Source organism: Pseudomonas sp. 32A, from assembly GCF_052682255.1.
On record NZ_JBQYLY010000001.1, the window covers coordinates 3308712 to 3330436 of the forward strand.

27 protein-coding genes are annotated in these 21725 nt (G+C 61.8%); 10 read left to right on the plus strand and 17 right to left on the minus strand.

Annotated features, from left to right (window positions below; genetic code table 11):
• The first annotated feature begins 69 nt into the window (after nt 1-69).
• From ACUN0G_RS15030 to trmB, 4 genes are all read left to right on the plus strand, one after another.
• Nucleotides 70-447, plus strand: coding sequence for a DUF423 domain-containing protein (locus ACUN0G_RS15030; protein WP_093204045.1), 378 nt, complete (start codon nt 70-72; stop codon nt 445-447).
• Nucleotides 448-518: 71 nt separating this feature from the next.
• Complete coding sequence (thiS, locus tag ACUN0G_RS15035) at nt 519-719, plus strand: sulfur carrier protein ThiS (protein ID WP_063026500.1); 201 nt, start codon at nt 519-521, stop codon at nt 717-719.
• Between the two features lie 65 nt (nt 720-784).
• On the plus strand, nt 785-1579 hold the full coding sequence (locus ACUN0G_RS15040) for a thiazole synthase (RefSeq protein ID WP_445573741.1): 795 nt from the start codon (nt 785-787) through the stop codon (nt 1577-1579).
• Between the two features lie 9 nt (nt 1580-1588).
• The gene (gene trmB / locus ACUN0G_RS15045; protein ID WP_063026504.1) at nt 1589-2314 is read left to right on the plus strand and encodes a tRNA (guanosine(46)-N7)-methyltransferase TrmB; all 726 of its coding nucleotides are present in this window, start codon (nt 1589-1591) and stop codon (nt 2312-2314) included.
• A gap of 139 nt (nt 2315-2453) precedes the next feature.
• Here trmB and ACUN0G_RS15050 read toward each other — a convergent pair whose 3' ends face one another.
• The 9 genes from ACUN0G_RS15050 to ACUN0G_RS15090 form a co-directional block, all read right to left on the minus strand.
• Nucleotides 2454-2777: a DUF3392 domain-containing protein gene (locus tag ACUN0G_RS15050; RefSeq protein WP_003213776.1), complete on the minus strand. Its 324-nt coding sequence runs from the start codon at nt 2775-2777 to the stop codon at nt 2454-2456.
• A gap of 19 nt (nt 2778-2796) precedes the next feature.
• A complete protein-coding gene (gene hemW, locus ACUN0G_RS15055; protein ID WP_256124507.1) occupies nt 2797-3999 on the minus strand; it encodes a radical SAM family heme chaperone HemW in 1203 nt (400 codons plus the stop codon).
• The gene (rdgB, locus tag ACUN0G_RS15060) at nt 3996-4592 is read right to left on the minus strand and encodes an RdgB/HAM1 family non-canonical purine NTP pyrophosphatase (RefSeq protein WP_008434161.1); all 597 of its coding nucleotides are present in this window, start codon (nt 4590-4592) and stop codon (nt 3996-3998) included. Before rdgB ends, hemW begins: the two co-directional genes overlap by 4 nt.
• Nucleotides 4589-5023: a DUF4426 domain-containing protein gene (locus ACUN0G_RS15065; RefSeq protein ID WP_445573742.1), complete on the minus strand. Its 435-nt coding sequence runs from the start codon at nt 5021-5023 to the stop codon at nt 4589-4591. Before ACUN0G_RS15065 ends, rdgB begins: the two co-directional genes overlap by 4 nt.
• A gap of 21 nt (nt 5024-5044) precedes the next feature.
• Nucleotides 5045-5665, minus strand: a complete 621-nt coding sequence (gene metW / locus ACUN0G_RS15070) for a methionine biosynthesis protein MetW (protein ID WP_421525189.1) — start codon at nt 5663-5665, stop codon at nt 5045-5047.
• A gap of 25 nt (nt 5666-5690) precedes the next feature.
• Entirely contained in the window at nt 5691-6833 is a 1143-nt protein-coding gene (metX, locus tag ACUN0G_RS15075) for a homoserine O-succinyltransferase MetX (RefSeq protein WP_330564742.1), read from the minus strand.
• Nucleotides 6834-7062: 229 nt separating this feature from the next.
• Nucleotides 7063-7650 (minus strand): YggT family protein, encoded by a 588-nt coding sequence (locus ACUN0G_RS15080; RefSeq protein WP_017476523.1) that lies wholly within the window; start codon nt 7648-7650, stop codon nt 7063-7065.
• A 24-nt stretch (nt 7651-7674) separates the two neighbouring features.
• Nucleotides 7675-8493 carry a pyrroline-5-carboxylate reductase gene (proC, locus tag ACUN0G_RS15085; RefSeq protein WP_258342643.1) on the minus strand — a complete coding sequence of 273 codons (819 nt, stop codon included), beginning with the start codon at nt 8491-8493 and terminating at the stop codon, nt 7675-7677.
• 33 nt (nt 8494-8526) lie between these two features.
• Nucleotides 8527-9213, minus strand: a complete 687-nt coding sequence (locus tag ACUN0G_RS15090) for a YggS family pyridoxal phosphate-dependent enzyme (protein ID WP_076012991.1) — start codon at nt 9211-9213, stop codon at nt 8527-8529.
• 57 nt (nt 9214-9270) lie between these two features.
• On the opposite strand from ACUN0G_RS15090, the gene ACUN0G_RS15095 reads away from it, so the two are divergent.
• Complete coding sequence (locus ACUN0G_RS15095) at nt 9271-10305, plus strand: type IV pilus twitching motility protein PilT (protein WP_445573743.1); 1035 nt, start codon at nt 9271-9273, stop codon at nt 10303-10305.
• Nucleotides 10306-10420: 115 nt separating this feature from the next.
• Here the strand turns inward: ACUN0G_RS15095 and ACUN0G_RS15100 are convergent, their stop codons facing one another.
• Complete coding sequence (locus tag ACUN0G_RS15100) at nt 10421-11056, minus strand: C40 family peptidase (RefSeq protein WP_076012989.1); 636 nt, start codon at nt 11054-11056, stop codon at nt 10421-10423.
• Between the two features lie 249 nt (nt 11057-11305).
• Here ACUN0G_RS15100 and ACUN0G_RS15105 point away from each other — a divergent pair, with 249 nt between their 5' ends.
• The gene (locus tag ACUN0G_RS15105; protein ID WP_076012988.1) at nt 11306-11734 is read left to right on the plus strand and encodes an NINE protein; all 429 of its coding nucleotides are present in this window, start codon (nt 11306-11308) and stop codon (nt 11732-11734) included.
• A 134-nt stretch (nt 11735-11868) separates the two neighbouring features.
• Here the strand turns inward: ACUN0G_RS15105 and ACUN0G_RS15110 are convergent, their stop codons facing one another.
• The 7 genes from ACUN0G_RS15110 to gshB form a co-directional block, all read right to left on the minus strand.
• Nucleotides 11869-13140: a dihydroorotase gene (locus ACUN0G_RS15110; protein WP_063026517.1), complete on the minus strand. Its 1272-nt coding sequence runs from the start codon at nt 13138-13140 to the stop codon at nt 11869-11871.
• Entirely contained in the window at nt 13137-14141 is a 1005-nt protein-coding gene (locus tag ACUN0G_RS15115) for an aspartate carbamoyltransferase catalytic subunit (protein ID WP_167664094.1), read from the minus strand. The genes ACUN0G_RS15110 and ACUN0G_RS15115 overlap by 4 nt, the downstream gene beginning before the upstream one ends.
• A gap of 24 nt (nt 14142-14165) precedes the next feature.
• On the minus strand, nt 14166-14672 hold the full coding sequence (gene pyrR / locus ACUN0G_RS15120) for a bifunctional pyr operon transcriptional regulator/uracil phosphoribosyltransferase PyrR (RefSeq protein ID WP_445573744.1): 507 nt from the start codon (nt 14670-14672) through the stop codon (nt 14166-14168).
• Nucleotides 14673-14846: 174 nt separating this feature from the next.
• Nucleotides 14847-15284: a Holliday junction resolvase RuvX gene (gene ruvX / locus ACUN0G_RS15125; RefSeq protein WP_445573745.1), complete on the minus strand. Its 438-nt coding sequence runs from the start codon at nt 15282-15284 to the stop codon at nt 14847-14849.
• A complete protein-coding gene (locus ACUN0G_RS15130; protein WP_258342638.1) occupies nt 15284-15853 on the minus strand; it encodes a YqgE/AlgH family protein in 570 nt (189 codons plus the stop codon). Before ACUN0G_RS15130 ends, ruvX begins: the two co-directional genes overlap by 1 nt.
• A 186-nt stretch (nt 15854-16039) precedes the next feature.
• Complete coding sequence (locus ACUN0G_RS15135; protein WP_445573746.1) at nt 16040-16939, minus strand: energy transducer TonB; 900 nt, start codon at nt 16937-16939, stop codon at nt 16040-16042.
• Nucleotides 16940-17016: 77 nt separating this feature from the next.
• Complete coding sequence (gene gshB, locus ACUN0G_RS15140) at nt 17017-17970, minus strand: glutathione synthase (protein WP_010167673.1); 954 nt, start codon at nt 17968-17970, stop codon at nt 17017-17019.
• A gap of 239 nt (nt 17971-18209) precedes the next feature.
• On the opposite strand from gshB, the gene pilG reads away from it, so the two are divergent.
• The 4 genes from pilG to ACUN0G_RS15160 are packed head-to-tail and all read left to right on the plus strand — an operon-like array spanning nt 18210 to nt 21603.
• A complete protein-coding gene (gene pilG, locus ACUN0G_RS15145) occupies nt 18210-18617 on the plus strand; it encodes a twitching motility response regulator PilG (protein WP_003213736.1) in 408 nt (135 codons plus the stop codon).
• Between the two features lie 47 nt (nt 18618-18664).
• Nucleotides 18665-19030, plus strand: a complete 366-nt coding sequence (pilH, locus tag ACUN0G_RS15150) for a twitching motility response regulator PilH (protein ID WP_017476512.1) — start codon at nt 18665-18667, stop codon at nt 19028-19030.
• Nucleotides 19031-19042: 12 nt separating this feature from the next.
• Nucleotides 19043-19567: a chemotaxis protein CheW gene (locus ACUN0G_RS15155; RefSeq protein WP_177025598.1), complete on the plus strand. Its 525-nt coding sequence runs from the start codon at nt 19043-19045 to the stop codon at nt 19565-19567.
• Nucleotides 19564-21603, plus strand: a complete 2040-nt coding sequence (locus ACUN0G_RS15160) for a methyl-accepting chemotaxis protein (protein ID WP_258342633.1) — start codon at nt 19564-19566, stop codon at nt 21601-21603. The genes ACUN0G_RS15155 and ACUN0G_RS15160 overlap by 4 nt, the downstream gene beginning before the upstream one ends.
• Nucleotides 21604-21725 lie beyond the last annotated feature (122 nt).

Below are 21725 nucleotides of genomic sequence, written 5' to 3' on the forward strand. Positions count from 1 at the left end.
TGGCTTGGCCGAACCCGTTGAGCGGGCCATTATACAGACCCTGCCCACTGAGTCTGATTGGAGTTCCTCATGTTGCGTGGCTTTCTGATGCTGGCTGCCTTTTTCGGTTTCACCGGCGTTGCCCTGGGCGCGTTTGCCGCCCACGGCCTGAAAAACCGCCTGAGCGCCGAGTACCTGGCGATTTTCCACACCGGCGTGACCTACCAACTGGTGCACACCCTGGCGCTGTTCGGCGTGGCATTGCTGGCGGTGCACATTCCCGGTCGACTGGTCACCTGGGCGGGCATCTCGTTCACCATCGGCATCCTGCTGTTCTCCGGCAGCCTGTATGTGCTGACCATGACCGGCATCAGCAAGCTCGGCATTATCACCCCGTTTGGTGGCCTGGCGTTCCTGCTGGGCTGGTTCTTCCTCGGTTTGGCGGCGTGGCGTCTACAGGCTGCCTGACCAAGGGGCTTGGGCCAGCAACGCCAATCACGCTAGAATGCTGGCCCCTAAAAACGATGGCGGCCCGTGGCATGCGCATTCAGTTGAACGGCGAATCCTTTGAACTGCCCGACGGTGAAACCGTTTCGGCCCTGCTGACCCGTCTGGATTTGACCGGGCGTCGCGTCGCAGTGGAGCTCAACCAGGATATCGTCCCGCGTAGCCAGCACGCCGAGACCGCGCTCACCGAAGGTGACCAGGTCGAAGTGGTCCATGCCATCGGCGGCGGCTAGCCGCCCGGCGCTCCAGAGCGCCAACCCGCATTCTGTAGAACCTCACCCCAACTCGAGGATTTCCCATGAGCAACGTTCGTAGCGACAAGCCTTTTGTCCTGGCCGGTCGTACCTACCAGTCCCGTTTGCTGGTCGGTACCGGCAAGTACCGCGACATGGAAGAAACCCGCCTGGCCATCGAAGCCTCGGGTGCCGAGATCGTTACTTTCGCCGTGCGCCGCACCAACCTCGGTCAGATCGAGGGCGAGCCGAACCTGCTCGAAGTGCTGTCGCCGGATCGCTACACCTTCTTGCCGAACACGGCTGGTTGCTACGATGCCATCGAAGCCGTGCGCACTTGCCGCCTGGCCCGTGAGCTGCTCGACGGCCACAACCTGGTGAAGCTGGAAGTGCTGGCCGACCAGAAAACCCTGTTCCCCAACGTGATCGAAACCCTCAAGGCCGCCGAAACCCTGGTCAAGGAAGGCTTCGACGTGATGGTCTACACCAGTGATGACCCGATCATCGCCCGCCAACTGGCCGAAATCGGCTGCATCGCCGTGATGCCGCTGGCCGGTCTGATCGGTTCCGGTTTGGGTATCTGCAATCCGTACAACCTGCAGATCATCCTCGAAGAAGCCAAGATCCCGGTACTGGTGGATGCGGGCGTGGGCACTGCCTCCGACGCTACCATCGCCATGGAACTGGGTTGCGATGCGGTGCTGATGAACTCGGCCATCGCCCATGCGCAGCAGCCGATCATGATGGCCGAGGCCATGCAACACGCAATCGTCGCCGGCCGCCTGGCGTACCTCGCCGGGCGCATGCCGAAAAAACTTTACGCCAGCGCCTCCTCGCCGCTGGATGGTCTGATCAAGTAAGAGCCATTGATGACTGAATCAAACGAAACGCCGAACACCCTGGAAGAAGGCGACGAGTCCAAGCACCGCCGCATCAAGAGTTTTGTGATGCGCGCCGGTCGCATGACCGAAGGCCAGCAAAAAGGCCTGGAGCAGGGCACGCCGCTGTTCGTCCTGCCGCTGGTGGACGCACCGGTGGATTACGACCAGGTGTTCGGCCGCTCGGCGCCACGTTCCCTGGAAATCGGCTTCGGCATGGGCCATTCCCTGCTGGAAATGGCTGCAGCTTCGCCGGAGCAGGATTTTATCGGGGTTGAAGTCCACCGTCCGGGTGTTGGCGCGCTGCTGAACGGCGTGCTGACTCAGGGCCTGACCAACCTGCGGGTCTACGACTGCGACGCGATCGAAGTGCTCAACCGCTGCATCGCCGACAACAGCCTCGACCGCCTGATGCTGTTCTTCCCGGACCCATGGCACAAGAGCCGTCACCACAAGCGCCGCATCGTCCAGGCTTCCTTCGCGGAACTGGTGCGCAGCAAGCTGAAAGTGGGCGGCATCCTGCACATGGCCACCGACTGGGAGCCGTATGCCGAATACATGCTGGAAGTGATGAACGTCGCCCCTGGCTACCGCAACCTGGCGGAAGACGGCAAATGCGTCCCGCGCCCGGCTGAACGGCCGATCACCAAGTTCGAACGTCGCGGCGAGCGACTAGGGCATGGGGTTTGGGATTTGAAGTTCGAGAAGCTGGCGTAATTAGCTCGAAAGCTGAAATGCAAACAACTGTGGGAGCTGGCTTGCCTGCGATAGCATCACCTCGGTATCACTGATACACCGAGGTGTCTGCATCGCAGGCAAGCCAGCTCCCACATTTTGTTTTGTGCCGCGCTTAAGGTCAGCGGCGATCCGCCACCACCCCGATCAGCACCAGCACCACCAACAACACCGGTGCCAGGCTGTAGTTGTTGAACTGGCTCAGCCCGCGAACGATCCACGGTGTGGCATAGATCAGTGCCGCGCCGCTGCCGATCATGCACACCAGCGCCATCAGCGGCACGCGTAGCGCGCCCGCGATGCTGCCCAGTCGTGCTTCGACCCAGCCCTTGATGTCGGCGCCAAACAGCACCAGCAGGCAGCCTACTAACGCCAGGGAGATTTCCGACAGGTTGCTACGGCTCCAGCGGGATACGGTGGCGAGCAGGTCGAGTACCAGATCCATTCGATTTCCTTAAGAGCAATCAGCTCAAAAACTTCTGCAGCAGGTCATTGAGAAAGAGTTGCCCGCGGTCGGTGGCCGCCAGGCGTGACGGTTCGACCTGCATTAAGCCACTTTGTTCTGCTTCGCGACGGGCCTCATCGAGACTCGCCAGCTCAAGGCCGGTGCGCTCGGCATAAAGCCTGGCTTCGACGCCGTCGGTGAGGCGCAGGGCGTTCATCAGGAACTCGAACGGTAACTCTTCGTTGGTCAGTTCTTTCGCGCCGGCCTGGTAGTTTTTCGCCGGGTTGAGGTAGTCCTTCGGTGCCCGGGTTTTCCAGGTGCGCACGATGCGCCCATCCGGATGGCTGAGCTTGCCGTGGGCACCGGCGCCGATGCCGATAAAGTCACCAAAGCTCCAGTAGTTCAGGTTATGCCGCGCCGGCCGGCCCGGTTGGGCGTAGGCCGAGACTTCGTACTGGGCGTAACCGTGTTCGGCGAGCAGCGCCTGGCCGGCTTCCTGAATGTCCCACAGGGTGTCGTCTTCCGGCAGCACGGGCGGCTGGTTCCAGAACACGGTGTTGGGTTCCAGGGTCAGTTGATACCAGGACAGATGCGTGGGCTTGAGGGCAATGGCCTGGCGCAGGTCGCCCAGGGCGTCGTCCAGGGACTGATCGGGCAAACCGTGCATCAAGTCCAGGTTGAAGTTGTCGAACCCGGCCTGGCGCGCCATGCCGGCGGCACGCACGGCTTCGTCACCGTTGTGGATGCGGCCCAGGGCTTCGAGTTTTTCCTGCTGGAAACTCTGGATGCCAATCGACAGCCGATTGATCCCCAGCTTGCGGTACGCCACGAACTTCTCTTGCTCGAAGGTACCGGGGTTGGCCTCCAGGGTGATCTCGATGTCGCTGGCAAACGGGATGCGCGCTTCCACGCCCTTGAGCAACCGGCCCAGGGCAGTGGCGCTGAACAGGCTCGGGGTGCCGCCGCCGAAAAAGATCGAACTCAGCTCACGGCCATACACCGCGTGCAGGTCCTGATCGAGGTCGGCCAGCAATGCGTCGACGTACTCTTCCTCTGGCAGCACCTTGCTGGCGGTGTGGGAGTTGAAGTCGCAGTAAGGGCATTTGCGCACGCACCACGGGATGTGGATGTACAGCGCCAGGGGCGGCAGGTGAGGCAAGGCCGCCCGAGGTGTTTGCGCGCCACCGAGGATCAGTGGCTGCGCGGAGGTGTTCTGGGTCATTTCAGGCCCAGACGCTGGCGCAGCAAATCCATTGCGCGGGCGCGGTGGCTGATCTGGTTCTTGTCGGCCGGGCTCAGTTCGGCGCTGGAGACATTGCGCTCCGGCACCCAGAACAGCGGGTCGTAGCCAAAACCGTGCTCGCCGCTGGCCGCGTGCAGGATGCGCCCGTGCCACAGGCCTTCACAGAGGATCGGCAATGGATCATCGGCGTGACGCACCAGGGCCAGCACGCAGACGAACTGTGCGCCGCGCATCGCGTCGGGCACGTCCTTGAGGGCGTCGAGCAGCTTGGCGTTGTTGGCCGCGTCGCCTTTGCCGTCGGCGTAACGCGCCGAGTAGATGCCCGGGGCACCACCGAGGAAGTCCACGGCCAAGCCCGAATCGTCGGCCAGAGCCGGCAGGCCGGAAATGCGCGCGGCATTGCGGGCCTTGAGGATGGCATTCTCGACGAACGACAGGCCAGTCTCTTCCGGCTCTACCTGGCTGAACTCGCCAATCGAGCGCAATTGCACCGAGTCGCCGAGCATGGCCTGGAGTTCTTTGAGCTTGCCGGCGTTATGGCTGGCGAGTACGAGTTGTGTGAGGTTCATCATTCGGCCGGAAACAGTTCCTGGTTGAAACTGAAACCGTGGGCTTTGCCACCGGTTTCAACGTTGATGGTGAAAATCTTGGTTTCCTGCTGCGGCACCGGGTACTGGGCGACGTAAAGCGTAGAACCATTCTGGATGATTTTCTTGAACGTCAACATCTCGCTCTTGCCGCTCAGGTCTTTGATCGTGCCGGTGACGGTGGCGTCTATCGATTCGACGCCCTTGTTCACGAACACATTGATCATGCCCAGCTCTTTGCTGCGTACGATCCCGGCTTCCTGGGCCATTTCCGGTGTCAGGAAACTGGTGGTCAGGGTGTTGTAGTGCACCGTGATATCGCCGAATTCTTTCTGGCGATTACCATCGATAACATCCGCCGCCATAGCGCTGACGCTCAGGCACGCGGTGAGTAAAAAAGTAGCCAAACGACTCATGTTCGTCCTCCTTGAAAATGGTTAGACGGCAACCTGGTGGTCCGTCAGGCCCGGGCTGCTGACCCGGTAGATCCCGATCTCACCCAGCAGGTTGGGCCATAGCTTACTCGCCCAGCCGTGACGGTGCTGTTGATCGACCGCAAGACGGTTGATGACTTTGGCTTCGCGCTCGCTGCACAGCGCTTCGAAGTCTTCGAAGGTGCAGAAGTGGATGTTGGGCGTGTTGTACCAGGTGTAGGGCAGGAAATCCGACACCGGCATGCGGCCCTTGGTGGCCAGGTACCAGCGGCAGCGCCAGTGGCCGAAATTGGGGAAGGTGATAATGCACTGGCGGCCGACCCGCAACATTTCGTCGAGGATCCGGTCCGGGTAGTGCACGGCTTGCAGTGCCTGGGTCATGACCACGATGTCGAAGCTGTTGCTGGCAAAGTTGCCGAGGCCCTTGTCCAGGTCCTGCTCGATTACGTTGATGCCCTTGGCCACGCACTGGGCGATGTTGTCCGGGTCGTTTTCCAGGCCATAGCCGGTGACTTGCTTGTTGTCGCGCAGCCAGCTCAGCAGTTCGCCATCGCCGCAACCGAGGTCGAGCACGCGGCTGCCGGCGGGGATCCAGTCTTGGATGATTTCCAGGTCGGCTCTCATGGCGTTCTCCCAAAGCGTAAGCAATTCATATAAGCGCTATTCGGTTCATGTAATTGCTAAAGGCCTGCAAGTAACGCGGGATCGGGATCAGAAAGGCGTCGTGGCCTTGCGGTGCGTCGATCTCCAGGTAGCAGACGTCTTTCTTCGCGGCCATCAGCGCATCCACTAGTTCCCGCGAGCGGGCCGGGGAGAAGCGCCAGTCGGTGGTGAACGACATCACGCAGAACTTGGCGGTGGCCGCCTCGAAGGTGCGCGCCAGGTCGTCGTCGAAGTTCGCCGCCGGGTCGAAGTAGTCCAGGGCCTTGGTCATCAGCAGGTAGGTGTTGGCGTCGAAACGCCCGGAAAACTCCTCGCCTTGATAACGCAGGTAGCTCTCGACCTGGAACTCGACGCTGTGGAAGTCGTAGTTGAGCTTCTCGCTCTTGAGGCCACGGCCGAATTTCTCGCCCATGGAGTCATCCGAAAGGTAAGTGATGTGCCCGACCATGCGCGCGAGCATCAGCCCGCGCTTGGGGATCACGCCGGCTTCCTGGAACGAACCGCCGTGGAACTCCGGGTCGGTGAGGATCGCCTGGCGCGCCACTTCGTTGAAGGCGATGTTCTGCGCCGACAGCTTGGGGGCCGAGGCGATGGCCAGGCAATGGCGCACGCGGTCCGGGTAGGTGATGGTCCATTGCAGGGCCTGCATGCCGCCCAGGCTGCCGCCGATCACGGCGGCCCATTGGGCGATGCCCAGTACGTCGGCCAGGCGCGCCTGGCTGTGCACCCAGTCTTCCACGGTCAGTACCGGGAAATCAGCGCCAAACGGTTTTCCGGTTTCCGGGTTGAGGCTGCTGGGGCCAGTGGAACCGTTGCAGCCGCCGAGGTTGTTCAGGCTGACCACGAAGAACTTGTTGGTGTCGATCGGTTTGCCCGGGCCGATGCAGCTGTCCCACCAGCCGGGCTTGCGCTCGTCCATGCTGTGGAACCCAGCAGCGTGGTGATGGCCGGACAAGGCGTGGCAGATCAGCACGGCATTGCTGCCCGTGGCGTTCAGTTGGCCGTAGGTTTCATAGATCAGGTCGTAGGCGGGCAGCGAACGGCCGCAGGCCAGGGCCAGCGGTTCGCTGAAGTGCGCCACTTGGGGCACGACCAGTCCAACAGAATCGGGGGGGAAGGCAGCTGGCATCGACCCTGCTCTCGTTTAAATGAGGCGTAAGTCTAAAGACCGCTGCACCCAGCGGCAAGCAAAGGCCGGCTGCTGGTGTTTTTAAGGCTTTTGTGGCGAGGGAGCTTGCTCCCGCTGGAGCGCGAAGCGGTCCCAGTCCGGCTGCCGCGATTTTGCAGATGCAACGCGGTCGGCCTTTTTGGGACTGCTGCGCAGCCCAGCGGGAGCAAGCTCCCTCGCCACATTGTCGTCAGATCAGACCGAACAGTTCTTTGGGCATGAACGCGTAGAAAGCCAGGCGCGGAATCACCCAGCTTTGCAGCAGCTGAATCGCGATAAACGCGAAGATCGGCGAGATATCCAGGCCACCCAGGTTCGGTATCAGGCGACGGAACGGTGCCAGCACCGGTTCAGTGATCTGCCCCACCAACTCTGCGCCAGGGCTGCGGCTACCGGGAGCGACCCACGAGAGGATCACGCTGATGATCATCGACCAGAAAATGATCTTCAAAAACAGCGAGAAAATCCCGATCAAGGCCCACGGCAGCAACAGCAGCGTGGTGGCCTGGTAGCCGTTGAGCAACAGGATGACCGCGAACAGCAGGATCTGCAGCAGCAGCGCCAGCACCAGCGAGGACATGTCCAGGCCGAACATGCTCGGGATCACCCGGCGCAGTGGCTTGAGCAGCGGTTGCGTGGCCTTCACCACGAACTGGCACAGCGGGTTGTAGAAGTTCGCCCGCACCAGTTGCAGGATAAAACGCATCAGCACAATCAGCAGGTACAGGCTGCCCAGGGTCTGGATGATGAAAATGGCAGCGTCATTGATTCCGAGCATGTTTGATTCCTATGTGGGGGACGACTATTTGCCCAGCTGCTCGGCCATTTCGGCCGAACGATGTGCTGCGGCACCCAGTGCTTTTTCCACCAGGGCTTCAAAGCCCCCGGCCTGGAACGATTCGATTGCCGCTTGGGTAGTACCGCCCGGCGAGGTTACGCGACGGCGCAGTTCGGCGGCGTCGACATCACTGGACACGGCCATCTGCGCGGCACCCAGTGCGGTTTGCTCGGCCAATTGCTCGGCGACTTCCTGTGGCAGGCCGAGTTTCACGCCAGCGGCGGTCATGGCCTCGATCAGCAGGAAGAAATACGCCGGGCCACTGCCGGACACGGCGGTGACAGCGTCCAGTTGCTGCTCGTGTTCCAGCCACACGGCGATACCCACGGCGGACAGCAGCTCTTGTGCCTGATCACGCTGTTGGGCAGTGACTTCGGAGGTGGCGTACAAGCCGCTCACGCCCTTGCGCAGCAGCGCCGGGGTGTTGGGCATGCAACGCACAATCGGCTGGGCGCCGAGCCAGTGGGTCATGCTGGCGCAAGTGATGCCGGCGGCGATGGACACTACCAGTTGATGGGGCTTGAGGCTGGGGCGCAGGCTTTCGCACACGGCTTTCATGGCTTGTGGCTTGACCGCCAGCACCACCACGTCCACGCCTTCAATCGCTTCTGCGTTGTCGGCGAAGGTGTCGATGCCGTGCTCGGCGCTGACGCGGGAGCGCGTGTCGGCGCCCGGGTCGCTGGCGCGAATCTGTTGTGCTTCCAGGCCCTTGGCCCGCAGGCCGCCGATCAGGCTGGCCGCCATGTTACCGGCGCCGATAAAGGCAATACGCGTGTTGCTCATGACAGGTCCTTACTCAGATGGATGTCAGCCATTTCACGGCTGGCCGTAGTCGCGGGCACCAAACAGCGCGGTACCGATCCGCACCCAGGTGGCCCCTTGGGCGATGGCCGACTCAAGGTCATGGCTCATGCCCATGGAAAGTGTGTCGAGCCCCAGGTTCAGGCTCGCTTGCAGGTCGCGTACGGTCGCGAAGGCTGCGTCCTGTTCTGCGCGGTCGTCGGTTGGCTCGGGGATCGCCATCAAACCGCGCAGCTTCAGGCGCGGCAGGGCGCTGATGGCTTCGGCCAGGGCGGGCAGGTCGGCGGGTGTACAGCCGGACTTGCTGGCTTCGCCACTGACGTTGACCTGAATGCAGATATTCAGCGGCGGCAGGTCAGCCGGGCGTTGCTCGGACAGGCGTTGTGCGATTTTCAGGCGGTCCACGGAATGCACCCAAGCGAAGTTCTCGGCGATCGCGCGAGTCTTGTTCGATTGAATGGGGCCGATGAAGTGCCAACTCAAGGGCAGGTCGGTTAATTCGGCCTGTTTGCCCAGGGCTTCCTGCAGATAGTTCTCGCCAAATTCACGCATCCCGGCGGCATAGGCCTCGCGTATGGCCTGTGCGGGTTTGGTCTTGCTCACGGCCAACAGGTGCACGCTGTCTGCGTCGCGTTGCGAGGCTTGGGCCGCGGCTCGGATCCGCTCGGAAACCAGGCTGATGTTGTCTGCTATGGTCGACATTCAAGTTGCGCCCGTGGATATGGAGTCCGCGGCATTCTACTGGAAATGGAAAGCCCTATGGATATCACTGAACTGCTGGCTGCCGGCTTACGCCGGCGGGCCTCGGACCTGCATCTGTCGGCCGGGTTGGCGCCGATGCTGCGAGTTGATGGCGAGGTCTGGCCCCTCGATTGGCCGGTGCTGCTCCCTACGCAGGTGGCGGAGTTACTCAGCCCTTTGCTGAACAATCATCAGCAAAAGGATTTCGAAACATCTCTTGAAACGGATTTTGCCTTCGAGTTGCCCGAGGTGGCGCGGTTTCGGGTAAATGTGTTCCAGCAGCACCGGGGCATGGGCGCGGTGTTTCGCACCATCCCCTCGACGGTGCAGAGCCTGGAAAGCCTGGGGTTGGGCGAGGTGTTCCGGCGCATCGCGGACCTGCCCCGAGGGCTGGTACTGGTCACCGGGCCGACCGGTTCCGGCAAGTCCACCACCCTGGCGGCAATGATCGATTACCTCAACACCCATCGTCGCCAGCACATCCTCACCCTTGAAGACCCTATCGAATTTATCCATCAACCGAAAAGCGCCCTGATCAACCAGCGGCAGGTGCATCGCGACACCCACAGCTTCTCGACCGCCCTGCGTTCGGCATTGCGGGAGGACCCGGATGTGATCCTGGTGGGCGAATTGCGGGACCTGGAAACCATTCGGCTCGCACTGACGGCGGCGGAAACCGGGCACCTGGTGTTCGGCACATTGCACACCACGTCGGCGGCTAAAACCGTGGATCGAGTGGTGGATGTGTTTCCGGAAGGGGAAAAGGCCATGGTCCGCTCGATGCTCTCGGAGTCATTGCAGGCGGTGGTGTCCCAGGTGCTGGTGAAGAAAGTCGGCGGCGGGCGGGTGGCGGCTCACGAAATCATGCTCGGCACGCCGGCGATTCGTAACTTGATCCGCGAGGACAAGGTGGCGCAGATGTATTCGGCGATCCAGACGGGTGGGGCGCTGGGGATGACGACGCTGGACATGAGTTTGAAGGCGTTGGTCAGCCTGGGGCTGATCAGCCGGGAGCATGCGCGGGAGAAGGCGAGGGTGCCCGGGGATATTTAAGATCATGATCGTTCCCACGCTCTGCGTGGGAACGCAGCCCGTGACGCTCTGCGTCACAAGAGCGGACGCGGAGCGTCCAGTGAAGCATTCCCACGCAGAGCGTGGGAACGATCAATCAGCGCTGCACAATCCGCAGATTGTTCTGCTCTTTAGGCAGGACACGCTTGGCAATCACGTAGTTCTTGTCCCAGAACGGCTTCTTCAGGGTATCGATGCTAACGGACTTGCCACGACGCGGTGCGTGGATAAAGCGGTCGTTGCCCAGGTAAATGGCAACGTGGTTCACCTGGCGGCTCTTCAGTTTGAAGAACAGCAGGTCGCCCGGTTTCAAGTCCTTGCGCTCAACCTTTTGCCCGTGGCCGGCGGCCATGGCGTTGGAAGTGCGCGGCAAATCCACGGCTTTTACGTCGTTAAACGCATATTTCACCAAACCACTGCAGTCGAACCCTTTACTTGGGCTGCTGCCGCCCCAACGATAAGGAGTACCGAGCACGTTGACGGCGCGGCTGAGGACGTTGCTGCTTTGCTTGGTGTTGACGGCCATCAACCCTGGAACTGCCTTGCCGTTGGCCTTGCTCAGTTGAGTCGGGCGCTTCACGGTCAGCTTTACCGATTTGGCGGAGCTGGTAGTGGCGTGAACTTTAGGGGTGAAACCATTAACGTTTGGAAGTCGTTGCTCACGATTGGTGGCGTGGGCGGCCAGTGGCATTAATAGGCAAATGGTTAGCCATGTCTTGAAAAATGGTCGCATTAGGCGTGGCTCTTTTTGGTTTGCGCGCAACTTTATAACAGGTTTTAGTGTCGTTCTAAGGCCGTTTGTCGACTGAACCCTGGGGTCAAATTCAGGAAAAACGCGACGAATTGTCGCTATTGTCCGACTCAGGTCAGGTGGCATAAGGCTTTGCGGGAGGGAAGATACCATTTGCCGTGCGTCGGGCGCCCGTAAAAAAGTCACAAAGAAAATGAAAAAATTTATCTATCGAGGCGAAAGAGGTACTCCATGAACACCTATCGACAGGATGTTTCGCAGCAAGACACCCACAGCAAGGTGATCGGTTACCTGCTCTGGATTTTCGGTTTTACCGGTGCTCACCGCTTTTATTACGGCAAGCCGGTGACCGGGACGATCTGGTTTTTCACCTTCGGTTTGTTCGGGATTGGCTGGCTGATCGACTTGTTCCTGATTCCGGCAATGGACCGGGAAGCGGACCTGCGATTTACGGCCGGGCCGATTGAATACAACGTGGCCTGGATTCTGTTGGCGTTCCTGGGTGTGTTCGGGTTGCACCGCATGTATCAGGGCAAATGGATCAGCGGGATCGTTTACTTGCTGACCGGCGGGTTATTCCTGATCGGCGTGCTGTATGACTTCTGGACGCTGAATACACAGGTTTCGATCCGTAATGCCGAGCGCAGCGGCGGTCGATAAGATTTGTGGAGATCCAAATGTGGGAGCGGGCTTGCTCGCGAATGCGATGTGTCAGTCGACATCTCTATTGACTGACCCACCGCTTTCGCGAGCAAGCCCGCTCCCACATTGACTGTGCCCACTCTGGATCGGATTTAAGCCTGGTAGCTGATCCGCCCATCCACCAGGGTGTACCGCACAGTCGCCGGCAGGCTATGACCAATGAACGGGCAGTTCTCGCCCTTGGACAGCCAGTGTTCCCCGGCAATCGTGGAACTGGCCGGATCAAACAGCACCAGGTCCGCCGCCGAACCCACCGCCAACTTGCCCGCCGGCAGGCGCAGCGCCTCGGCAGGGCCCGCACTGAGGCGTGCCAGCAGCGTCGGCAGGTCCAGCAAGCCATCCTCCACCAATGTCATTGCCAGCGGCAGCAACAGCTCGACGCTGCTGATACCCGGTTCCGTCGCACCGAACGGCGCCAGCTTGGCGTCCCGCTCGTGGGGTTGGTGATGGCTGGAAATCGCCGAAACCACCCCGGACTTCACCGCTGCCCGCAAACCGTCACGGTCAGCGCGGGTACGCAGGGGCGGCTGCACGTGATACAGGCTGGAGAAGTCGATCAGCGCCTCGTCCGTCAAAATCAGCTGATACAACGCCACATCCGCTGTCACCGGCAAACCGCGAGCCTGGGCCTGAGCAATCAGGGCCACGCCCCGAGCGCTGGTCAGTTGGCTGAAGTGCGCGCGTACGCCGCTTTGCTCCACCAGCAGCAGGTCCCGGGCCAGGGCCACGGTCTCGGCGGTTTCCGGGATGCCCGGCAGGCCAAGGAAGCTCGCGGTGGCGCCTTCGTGGGCCAGGCCACCTTCGGCCAGGTCGCGGTCCTGGGAGTGGAAAATCACGGTCAGGTCGAAGGTCGCTGCATATTCCAGGGCGCGGCACAGGGTGCGGGTGCTGCGAAAGCTCTCCAGACCGTTGCCGAAGGCCACGCAGCCGGCGTCGCGCAAGGCGATCAGCTCGGCCAACTGTTCGCCGTCCAGGCCTTTGCTCAGGGCGCCGATGGGGAACACTTTGCAGTTGCCGGCTTCGCGGGCGCGGTCGAGGATCAGCTCGGTCACGGCCGAGGTGTCCAGCACCGGCTTGGTGTGGGGCGGGCAGCACAGGCTGGTGACGCCGCCGGCTGCGGCGGCGCGGGTTTCGCTGGCGATGCTGCCTTTGCGGCTGTAACCCGGTTCGCGCAGGGCGACGTTCAGGTCCACCAGCCCGGGCGCGGCGATCAGGCCTTTGGCGTCGATGGTTTCACTGGCGCTGAAGCCTGCGGGTGCGGCGCCGATGGCAATGATCTTGCCGGCTTCCAGGTGCAGATCGGTGACTTGATCCAGGCCGCTGGCCGGATCGATGACTCGGGCGCCGAGAATGCTGAGCTTCACTGGGCGTTCTCCTGCTCGAATTGACGTTGTGCGGTTTGCCCGCTCATGGCCATGGACAACACGGCCATGCGGACGGCGATGCCGTAGGTCACCTGGTTGAGAATCACCGACTGCGCGCCGTCGGCCACTGCCGACTCAATCTCCACGCCACGGTTGATCGGCCCCGGGTGCATCACGATGGCATCCGGCTTGGCGCCGGCCAGGCGCGCGGTGGTCAGGCCGAACAGGCGATAGAACTCGCCTTCGCTCGGCAACAGGCCGCCCGCCATGCGCTCGCGCTGCAGGCGCAGCATGATCACCACGTCCACATCCTTCAGGCCTTCGGCCATGTCGGTGTAGACCTTCACGCCGTACTGCTCGATGCCGATCGGCAGCAGGGTTTTGGGGGCGATCACGCGGATGTCCGGGCAACCCAGGGCCTTCAGGGCCAGCATATTCGAGCGCGCTACCCGCGAGTGCAGGATGTCGCCAACGATGGCCACCGAGAGGTTTTCGAAGCTGCCCTTGTGCCGGCGGATCGTCAGCATGTCGAGCATGCCCTGGGTCGGGTGGGCGTGACGGCCGTCGCCGCCGTTGATGATCGCCACGTTCGGGCACACGTGTTCGGCGATGAAGTGCGCAGCGCCGGAGTCGCCGTGGCGCACCACGAACATATCGGCGGCCATGGCTTCCAGGTTGCGCAGGGTGTCGAGCAGGGTTTCGCCCTTGCTCGCCGACGAGGTCGACACGTTCAGCGTGATCACGTCAGCCGACAGGCGCTGGGCCGCCAGCTCAAAGGTGGTACGGGTGCGGGTCGAGTTCTCGAAGAACACGTTGCAGATGGTCTTGCCGCGCAACAGCGGGACTTTTTTCACTGCCCGGCCGCCGACTTCGAGGAACGAGTCGGCCGTGTCGAGGATTTCGGTGAGCAGTTCGCGGGGCAAGCCGTCGAGGGACAGGAAGTGTTGCAGCTGGCCCTGAGCATTGAGCTGCAGCGGGCGCTTGGCATCTAGAGGCGTCATCGCGGGGACTCTTTACAAGGCGGTTTAAAGGGCAAGGTCTTGCAGTTCGAGTTCGAGCGGCGTGGGACCGGACAATTTTACCCGCTGGTGGGCTTCCAGGGACAGGGTGGCGCCGACCACGTCCGGGCTGATCGGCAATTCGCCGGCATCCAGGTCCAGCAGGCAGACCAGCGTCACGCTGGCCGGGCGGCCATAGTCGAACAGTTCGTTCAGGGCGGCGCGGATGGTACGACCGCTCATCAGGACGTCATCGATCAGCACCAGGTGCTGGCCTTCGATCTCGAACGGCAGGGCCGAAGGGCGCACTTGCGGGTGCAGGCCGTTCTGGCTGAAGTCGTCGCGGTAAAAGGACACATCGAGGGTGCCGAGGGGCGAGTCGCTGCCCAGTTCTTCCAGGAGCGCCTGGGCCACCCATACGCCACCGGTACGAATGCCGATAAAACGCGGCTCGCTGATGACGCGGTGTTCCAAGTGCGCCTTGAGGCGGATCGCCATCTGGCTGATCAGGTCGGCGGGATTGGGCAGGCTCATGGTGGCTCCTTCAAGGCCTTGCGCAGGCAAGGTCCGGGCTCAAACGTAAAAGACACTGTAGGAGCGAGCTTGCTCGCGAAGAACTCACAGGCACCGCGTGCGTCACTGGACGCGCGCGTAATCGTTGACGTTTTTCGCGAGCAAGCTCGCTCCTACAAAAAGCAATGCGGCAATTCAGGATTCAAATAAAGCGGTGTTTTCATCCAGCCAGCCCTGCAACAGCAGGGCCGCAGCGATGGCATCCACCGGGTTGTCGCGGTAGCTGCCTTTCTGCCCGCCACGGTCGCGGCGCTCGCCCTTGGCTTCAAAGGTGGTCAGGCGTTCATCGTGGGTATAGAAGGGCAGGTTGTAGCGGCCATTCAGGCGGCGGGCGAACTTTTCGGCCCGCAGGCACATCTCGCTCGGGGTGCCGTCCATGTTCAAGGGCAGGCCGACCACGACGGCGTCGGGCTTCCACTCCTTGATCAGGGCTTCGACCTGGTTCCAGTCCGGCACGCCGTTCTGGGCTTTCAAGGTGCACAGCTCGCGGGCCTGGCCGGTAATAACCTGGCCGACGGCAACGCCGATCTGTTTGGTGCCGTAATCAAAACCGAGGATCAGACGCAAGGTCATCAGGCGTGCCCCGCCTGGCTGGTCAGCAGGCTGAGGTTGACCCGCAGCTTGGCGGCCGCCGCTTCCAGGCGCAGTTCGCTGGGGGTGTTGAACAGGATGTCGGCATCGAACGGGCAGGTCAGCCAGGCATTGCTCGCCAGCTCCGCCTCCAGTTGCCCGGCTTCCCAACCGGCGTAGCCCAGGGTGATCACGCTTTGATCAGGCCCGATGCCATCGGCGATGGCGAACAACACATCCTGGGAAGTGGAAAGCGACAGCCCTTCAAGGTCCACAGTCGCCTGGAATTTCGGCCCGGTGGGGTGCAGCACAAAACCCCGGTCAGTCTGCACCGGCCCGCCGATGTAGATCGGTACGTGCTGGCAGTTGGCTGGCGGGTCGATGTCCGGTCGCAGTTGCTCGAGGATATCGGCCAGGTTCAGGTCTTGCGGGCGGTTGACCACCAACCCCATCGCACCATTGGCGGTGTGCTCGACGATGTAGGTCAAGGTCTGCGCAAAGTTCGGGTCGGCCATATGGGGCATGGCGATCAGGAATTGGTGCTTGAGGTAGGTCGGGCTGACATTTTTCATGTCCGCTAGTGTGGCGTTGGAGGGGCGAACTGACAAGCTGAGGATGCGCAGGAATTGGTTTGGCGTGTTGATTCTCTGTAGGAGCGAGCTTGCTCGCGAAAAACCTGAGAGCGCCGGGTTAAGCCAGAAAGCCCGCGTTATCGTTTACGACCTTCGCGAGCAAGCTCGCTCCTACACAGAGCAGGGTTAGTTACTGGACAGCCGATCACCTTTGGCAAAGCGCCAGGTGCGTATGATTTCCAGGCGGTCGATGTCGTTCAAGTCCCCGGTAAACGGCGCAAAAGGCGCCGCCAGGCGCACGATGCGTTGCGCCGCCTGGTCCAGCAGCGGTTGGCCGGAGGACTCCAGTACCTGCACTTCGTACAAGGTGCCGTCGCGGTTGATCGACACCAGCAGTCGCAAATTGCCGTAGATCTGCTGGCGGCGGGCTTCGTCCGGGTAGTTCAGGTTGCCGATGCGCTCGACCTTCTTGCGCCATTCGTCCTTATACCAGGCGCCTTTGTCGCGCATGGTGGAGGCAGCATTCAGGCGGTAGATCCGCGGGCGCTTGGCGTACAGCTGTTGTTCATGGGCCAGTTCGGCTTCCAGGCTGGAGATTTCACTGGAGAGTTGCGAGCTGTCAAACGTCGGGGCCGGCGGGGCAGGCGTGGGTTCGGTCTTGGCCTTTTCACGCTGGGTCGGGGCTTTTTGCGGTTTGGACGCGACGGTGGTGACGGCGGCCTTGGGTGCAGCCTGTTTCACCTCCGGCTTGGGCGCTGGCGGTGGCGTGACCTTATTGACCTTGTTGTCCTGGAACGGCGCCACTTCGGTGGTCTTGGGCACGGCCTTCTTGTCGAGGGTGCCGCTGCCTTGCTGGTTGTCCTGGGCGAGAAAATCAGCCTTCTCGGGCTTCTTTTCGCTTTTGAAGGTGGCGAGGGTGATTTCCAGGGTCTTGGTGATCTGCTTGGGCTCGGCAAAGGTGAAGCCCAGGCCGAGGATCAACGCCAGGTGAATCAACGCCGCGAGAAACAGGGTAAATCCGAGCCGATCAGCCGGGCGCACGCCGCTGTGGGAGAGTTCGGGGGGCAGATCGGGCGGGAGCGTCATGACAAGAAAACCAACATCGCGCATTTCACAGGTGGCGCATGATAACGCAATGTTGGTTTGTGTCCGGCTGTTCTATGTCACTTGGCTTGTAGCTTGGAGGCAATGGCTGCCATCAGCATTTCGCCGATGTTCGTGCCAAATGCATTGTCGATCTCGCGAATACAGGTCGGACTGGTGACGTTGATCTCGGTGAGGTTCTCGCCAATTACGTCCAGTCCTACAAATAGCAGGCCCTTTTCACGCAGGGTTGGGCCGACTTGGGCGGCAATCCAGCGATCCTTGTCCGTCAGCGGGCGGGCTTCACCCCGGCCACCGGCTGCCAGGTTGCCACGGGTCTCGCCGGCTGCCGGAATGCGCGCCAGGCAATAAGGCACCGGCTCGCCATCGATCATCAGGATGCGCTTGTCGCCGTCCTTGATTGCCGGAATGTAGGCCTGGCCCATGATCTGCTGGGTGCCCAGCGCGGTCAGGGTTTCCAGGATCACCGACAGGTTCGGGTCGCCCGCGCGGTGGCGGAAGATCGACGTGCCGCCCATGCCGTCCAGCGGCTTGAGGATCACATCACCATGCTTGGCGGCGAATTCACGCAGCACATCGGCGCGGCGGCTGACCACGGTGGGCGGTGTGCACTGTGGGAACAGCGTGGCGAACAGCTTTTCATTGCAGTCGCGCAGGCTCTGGGGCTTGTTGACGATCAGCACGCCCGCGCGTTCGGCCTGCTCCAGCAGGTAGGTGGAGTAGACGAACTCCATGTCGAACGGCGGATCCTTGCGCATCAGGATCACGTCAAGGTCGCTCAGGGGGCTGTCGATTTCGTCTTGCAGCTCGAACCACTTCTCAGGGTTGGCAAATACCTGCAGCGGGCGCATCCGCGCCCGCGCTTCACCGTCGCCCTGGTAAAGGTCCGGCTGCTCCATATAGAACAGGCTCCAGCCGCGGGCCTGGGCGGCCAGCAGCATGGCCAGCGAGCTGTCCTTTTTATAGGAGATGCTGGCGATAGGGTCCATGACAATGCCGACGCGAACGCTCATGGGGGATTTCCTCTAGCAAATAAGGGCGCATAAAAGTGGCGTCAGAGTGGCGCTGCGGCTGTTGTGGGTCAAGGAAAAACCACCGCGCGGGTCGGCCGATAGATTGCGTTCTGAGACTGTGCTAAAAAGGCTGCCATGGCACATCAGCCCTTGAATTCCGAGGCTTTTGACGCTCGTCCTGTGCAACATCAGGCAGTACACACCGAAAACCTATTCGCTGTGGCGATGGTAGAGCAGATATGGAACAGCATTCCAACGCCTTGAAAGTGATGGTGATCGACGATTCGAAAACGATTCGCCGCACGGCCGAAACACTGTTGAAGAACGTAGGGTGCGACGTCATCACGGCCATCGACGGTTTCGATGCCCTGGCCAAGATTGTTGACCATCACCCGCACATTATCTTTGTCGACATCATGATGCCGCGCCTGGATGGCTATCAGACCTGCGCGCTGGTGAAGAACAACCCGGCGTTCAAGTCGATCCCGGTGATCATGTTGTCTTCCAAGGATGGTCTGTTCGACAAGGCCAAGGGGCGCATCGTCGGTTCTGATCAATTTTTGACCAAGCCTTTCAGCAAGGAAGAACTGCTGAGCGCGATCAAGGCCTATGTACCGGGCTTCGCCGCAGTAGAACAAGCACACTGACGAGGGCCCCACGAGGGCTGGCGTCTACTAAAGAAGTGGGGATAACCATGGCACGTGTTCTGATCGTCGACGACTCGCCGACTGAAATGTACAAACTGACTGAAATGCTCGAAAAGCATGGTCACGAAGTCCTCAAGGCCCAGAACGGCGGCGACGGCGTCGCGCTGGCCCGCCAGGAAAAGCCTGACGCGGTATTGATGGACATCGTCATGCCGGGCCTTAATGGCTTCCAGGCCACCCGGCAACTGACCAAAGACCCTGAAACCGGGCACATCCCGGTGATCATCATCACCACCAAGGATCAGGAAACCGACAAGATCTGGGGCGAGCGCCAGGGCGCCAAGGATTACCTGACCAAGCCGGTGGACGAAGAAACCCTGATCGCCACCCTGAACAAGGTGCTGGCCGGCTGACGGCACGTTCCCATGACCGAGTCGCAAACCGCCTTCGAGCTGCTGCTGGACATCGACCGCCGCTGCCGCTTGCTGGCCGCCGACCTGCCGTCCCAGGAAACCCGGCTGCACAGCTGGAGCGGGATCGGGTTTCGCCTGGGTGAGCACTGGTACGTGGCACCCATGGGTGAGGTCGCGGAAGTGCTGCACGAACCGCGCTGCACCTTGATGCCCGGCGTCAAACCGTGGGTCAAGGGCGTGGCCAACCTGCGTGGGCGCTTGCTGCCGGTGATGGACCTGGGCGGGTTCCTCGGCCTTGACCTGTCGGTGGCGCGCAAACAGCGGCGGGTGCTGGTGGTGGAATATCAGGACGTGTTTGTCGGCCTGTTGGTGGACGAGGTGGTGGGCATGCAGCATTTCGCACAAGACGCATTGTCGACGAGCACCGCAGGCGACGCGCCGTTTATCCAGGGCCAGTTCGACGGCGATCAGCTGTGGCAGGTCTTCAGCCCCTTCGCCCTGGCCCAGGCTCCAGGCTTCATGGATGTTGCCGCATGAGTACCGTTACCCCCGCCAAACCCCAGGAAGCGTCCCGCAGCCGCTCGCAGATCATTGTGCTGTTTATCGCGCTGATCGTGTTCATCATGCTGCTGTTCGCCAACTTCGCTTACCTCAACACCCAGTCCACCTACGACAAACAGTACATCGGCCACGCCGGTGAGCTGCGGGTGCTGTCCCAGCGCATCGCCAAGAACGCCACCGAGGCCGCCGCCGGCAAGGCCGCTGCGTTCAAGCTGCTGGGGGATGCGCGCAACGATTTTGCCCAGCGCTGGGGTTACCTGAAAAAAGGCGACCCGGCCACCGGCCTGCCTGCCGCACCCACCGCCGTGCGCGCAGAAATGCGCGCCGTGCAGACTGACTGGGAAGCGCTGCTGAAAAACGCCGATGCGATTCTGGCCAGCGAGCAAACGGTGCTGTCACTGCATCAAGTGGCCGCGACCCTGGCGGAAACCGTTCCGCAATTGCAGATGGAGTCGGAGAAGGTCGTCGACATCCTCCTGCAACGCGGTGCTCCGGCCAGCCAGGTGGCGTTGGCCCAGCGCCAATCGTTGCTGGCCGAACGCATCCTCGGCGCGGTGAACACCGTGCTGGCGGGCGACGAAACCGCCGTGCAGGCCGCCGATGCCTTTGGACGCGATGCCAACCGTTTCGGCCAGGTGCTCAACGGCATGCTCCAGGGCAACCCCGGGCTGCGTATCTCTCAGGTTGAAGATCACGATGCGCGGGCGCGGCTGGCGGAAATCGCCGAGCTGTTCGAATTCGTCTCCGGCTCGGTGGATGAAATCCTCGAGACCTCGCCGCAGCTGTTCCAGGTGCGCGCCTCGGCGAGCAATATTTTCAACCTGTCGCAAACCCTGCTGGACGAAGCCTCGCACCTGGCCACCGGTTTTGAAAACCTGGCCGACGGGCGCACCTTCGACACCATCGGCGGTTACGTGCTGGGCTTGCTGGCGCTGGCCTCGATCATCCTGATCGGCCTGGTGATGGTCCGCGAGACCAACCGCCAGTTGCGGGAGACCGCCGAGAAGAACGAGCGCAACCAGAACGCGATCATGCGCCTGCTGGACGAGATTGAAGACCTGGCCGACGGCGACCTGACCGTCACCGCCTCGGTCACCGAAGACTTCACCGGCACCATCGCCGACTCCATCAACTACTCCGTGGACCAACTGCGCGACCTGGTGGCGACCATCAACCTCACTGCCGGCCAGGTGGCTGGTGCGGTGCAGGACACCCAGGCCACCGCCATGCACCTGGCCCAAGCGTCGGAGCATCAGGCGCAACAGATTGCCGAAGCGTCCACGGCGATCAACCAGATGGCCCAGTCCATCGACCAGGTGTCGGCCAACGCCGCCGAATCGTCGGCAGTGGCCGAGCGTTCGGTAGAGATTGCCAACAAAGGCAATGAGGTGGTGCACAACACCATCCACGGCATGGACAACATCCGCGAACAGATTCAGGACACCGCCAAGCGCATCAAGCGCCTGGGGGAGTCGTCTCAGGAGATTGGCGACATCGTCAGCCTGATTGACGACATCGCCGAGCAGACCAACATCCTCGCCCTCAACGCGGCGATCCAGGCGAGCATGGCCGGTGATGCCGGGCGCGGTTTTGCGGTGGTGGCCGATGAGGTACAGCGCCTGGCCGAGCGTTCTTCGGCGGCGACCCGACAGATCGAAACCCTGGTGCGGGCGATCCAGACGGACACCAACGAAGCCGTGATTTCCATGGAACAGACCACCACCGAAGTGGTGCGCGGTGCGCGGCTGGCCCAGGACGCCGGCGTGGCGCTGGAAGAGATCGAAGGCGTGTCGAAAACCCTGGCGGCGTTGATCCAGAGTATCTCCAACGCGGCGCAGCAGCAGACGTCGTCGGCAGGGCAGATTTCGTTGACGATGAACGTGATTCAGCAGATCACCACTCAGACGTCTTCTGGTTCCACGGCCACTGCCGAGAGCATCGGCAACCTGGCAAAAATGGCCAGTCAGTTGCGGCGCTCGGTGTCGGGGTTCACCTTGCCGCCAGCCCCGTAGGAGCGAGCTTGCTCGCGAAAAACCCGAGAGCGCCGCGTTCATTCAGAATGCCCGCGTCATCGTTAGCGCTCTTCGCGAGCAAGCTCGCTCCTACAGGGCGTTATGTTCAAGCAACACGGCAA

Bases quoted from the DNA above. Each gene is read 5' to 3' on its own strand.
- ACUN0G_RS15155 (WP_177025598.1), top strand. From the start codon at position 19,043: ATGACCGAGTCGCAAACCGCCTTCGAGCTGCTGCTGGACATCGACCGC.
- metX (WP_330564742.1), bottom strand. From the start codon at position 6,833: ATGCCAGCTGCCTTCCCCCCCGATTCTGTTGGACTGGTCGTGCCCCAA.
- thiS (WP_063026500.1), top strand. From the start codon at position 519: ATGCGCATTCAGTTGAACGGCGAATCCTTTGAACTGCCCGACGGTGAA.
- trmB (WP_063026504.1), top strand. From the start codon at position 1,589: ATGACTGAATCAAACGAAACGCCGAACACCCTGGAAGAAGGCGACGAG.
- proC (WP_258342643.1), bottom strand. From the start codon at position 8,493: ATGAGCAACACGCGTATTGCCTTTATCGGCGCCGGTAACATGGCGGCC.
- hemW (WP_256124507.1), bottom strand. From the start codon at position 3,999: ATGACCCAGAACACCTCCGCGCAGCCACTGATCCTCGGTGGCGCGCAA.
- ACUN0G_RS15030 (WP_093204045.1), top strand. From the start codon at position 70: ATGTTGCGTGGCTTTCTGATGCTGGCTGCCTTTTTCGGTTTCACCGGC.
- ACUN0G_RS15135 (WP_445573746.1), bottom strand. From the start codon at position 16,939: ATGACGCTCCCGCCCGATCTGCCCCCCGAACTCTCCCACAGCGGCGTG.
- gshB (WP_010167673.1), bottom strand. From the start codon at position 17,970: ATGAGCGTTCGCGTCGGCATTGTCATGGACCCTATCGCCAGCATCTCC.
- ACUN0G_RS15160 (WP_258342633.1), top strand. From the start codon at position 19,564: ATGAGTACCGTTACCCCCGCCAAACCCCAGGAAGCGTCCCGCAGCCGC.
- ACUN0G_RS15040 (WP_445573741.1), top strand. From the start codon at position 785: ATGAGCAACGTTCGTAGCGACAAGCCTTTTGTCCTGGCCGGTCGTACC.
- pyrR (WP_445573744.1), bottom strand. From the start codon at position 14,672: ATGAGCCTGCCCAATCCCGCCGACCTGATCAGCCAGATGGCGATCCGC.
- ruvX (WP_445573745.1), bottom strand. From the start codon at position 15,284: ATGACCTTGCGTCTGATCCTCGGTTTTGATTACGGCACCAAACAGATC.
- rdgB (WP_008434161.1), bottom strand. From the start codon at position 4,592: ATGATGAACCTCACACAACTCGTACTCGCCAGCCATAACGCCGGCAAG.
- ACUN0G_RS15050 (WP_003213776.1), bottom strand. From the start codon at position 2,777: ATGGATCTGGTACTCGACCTGCTCGCCACCGTATCCCGCTGGAGCCGT.
- ACUN0G_RS15095 (WP_445573743.1), top strand. From the start codon at position 9,271: ATGGATATCACTGAACTGCTGGCTGCCGGCTTACGCCGGCGGGCCTCG.
- ACUN0G_RS15130 (WP_258342638.1), bottom strand. From the start codon at position 15,853: ATGAAAAATGTCAGCCCGACCTACCTCAAGCACCAATTCCTGATCGCC.
- ACUN0G_RS15090 (WP_076012991.1), bottom strand. From the start codon at position 9,213: ATGTCGACCATAGCAGACAACATCAGCCTGGTTTCCGAGCGGATCCGA.
- ACUN0G_RS15100 (WP_076012989.1), bottom strand. From the start codon at position 11,056: ATGCGACCATTTTTCAAGACATGGCTAACCATTTGCCTATTAATGCCA.
- pilG (WP_003213736.1), top strand. From the start codon at position 18,210: ATGGAACAGCATTCCAACGCCTTGAAAGTGATGGTGATCGACGATTCG.
- ACUN0G_RS15105 (WP_076012988.1), top strand. From the start codon at position 11,306: ATGAACACCTATCGACAGGATGTTTCGCAGCAAGACACCCACAGCAAG.
- ACUN0G_RS15080 (WP_017476523.1), bottom strand. From the start codon at position 7,650: ATGCTCGGAATCAATGACGCTGCCATTTTCATCATCCAGACCCTGGGC.
- pilH (WP_017476512.1), top strand. From the start codon at position 18,665: ATGGCACGTGTTCTGATCGTCGACGACTCGCCGACTGAAATGTACAAA.
- metW (WP_421525189.1), bottom strand. From the start codon at position 5,665: ATGAGAGCCGACCTGGAAATCATCCAAGACTGGATCCCCGCCGGCAGC.
- ACUN0G_RS15065 (WP_445573742.1), bottom strand. From the start codon at position 5,023: ATGAGTCGTTTGGCTACTTTTTTACTCACCGCGTGCCTGAGCGTCAGC.
- ACUN0G_RS15115 (WP_167664094.1), bottom strand. From the start codon at position 14,141: ATGACGCCTCTAGATGCCAAGCGCCCGCTGCAGCTCAATGCTCAGGGC.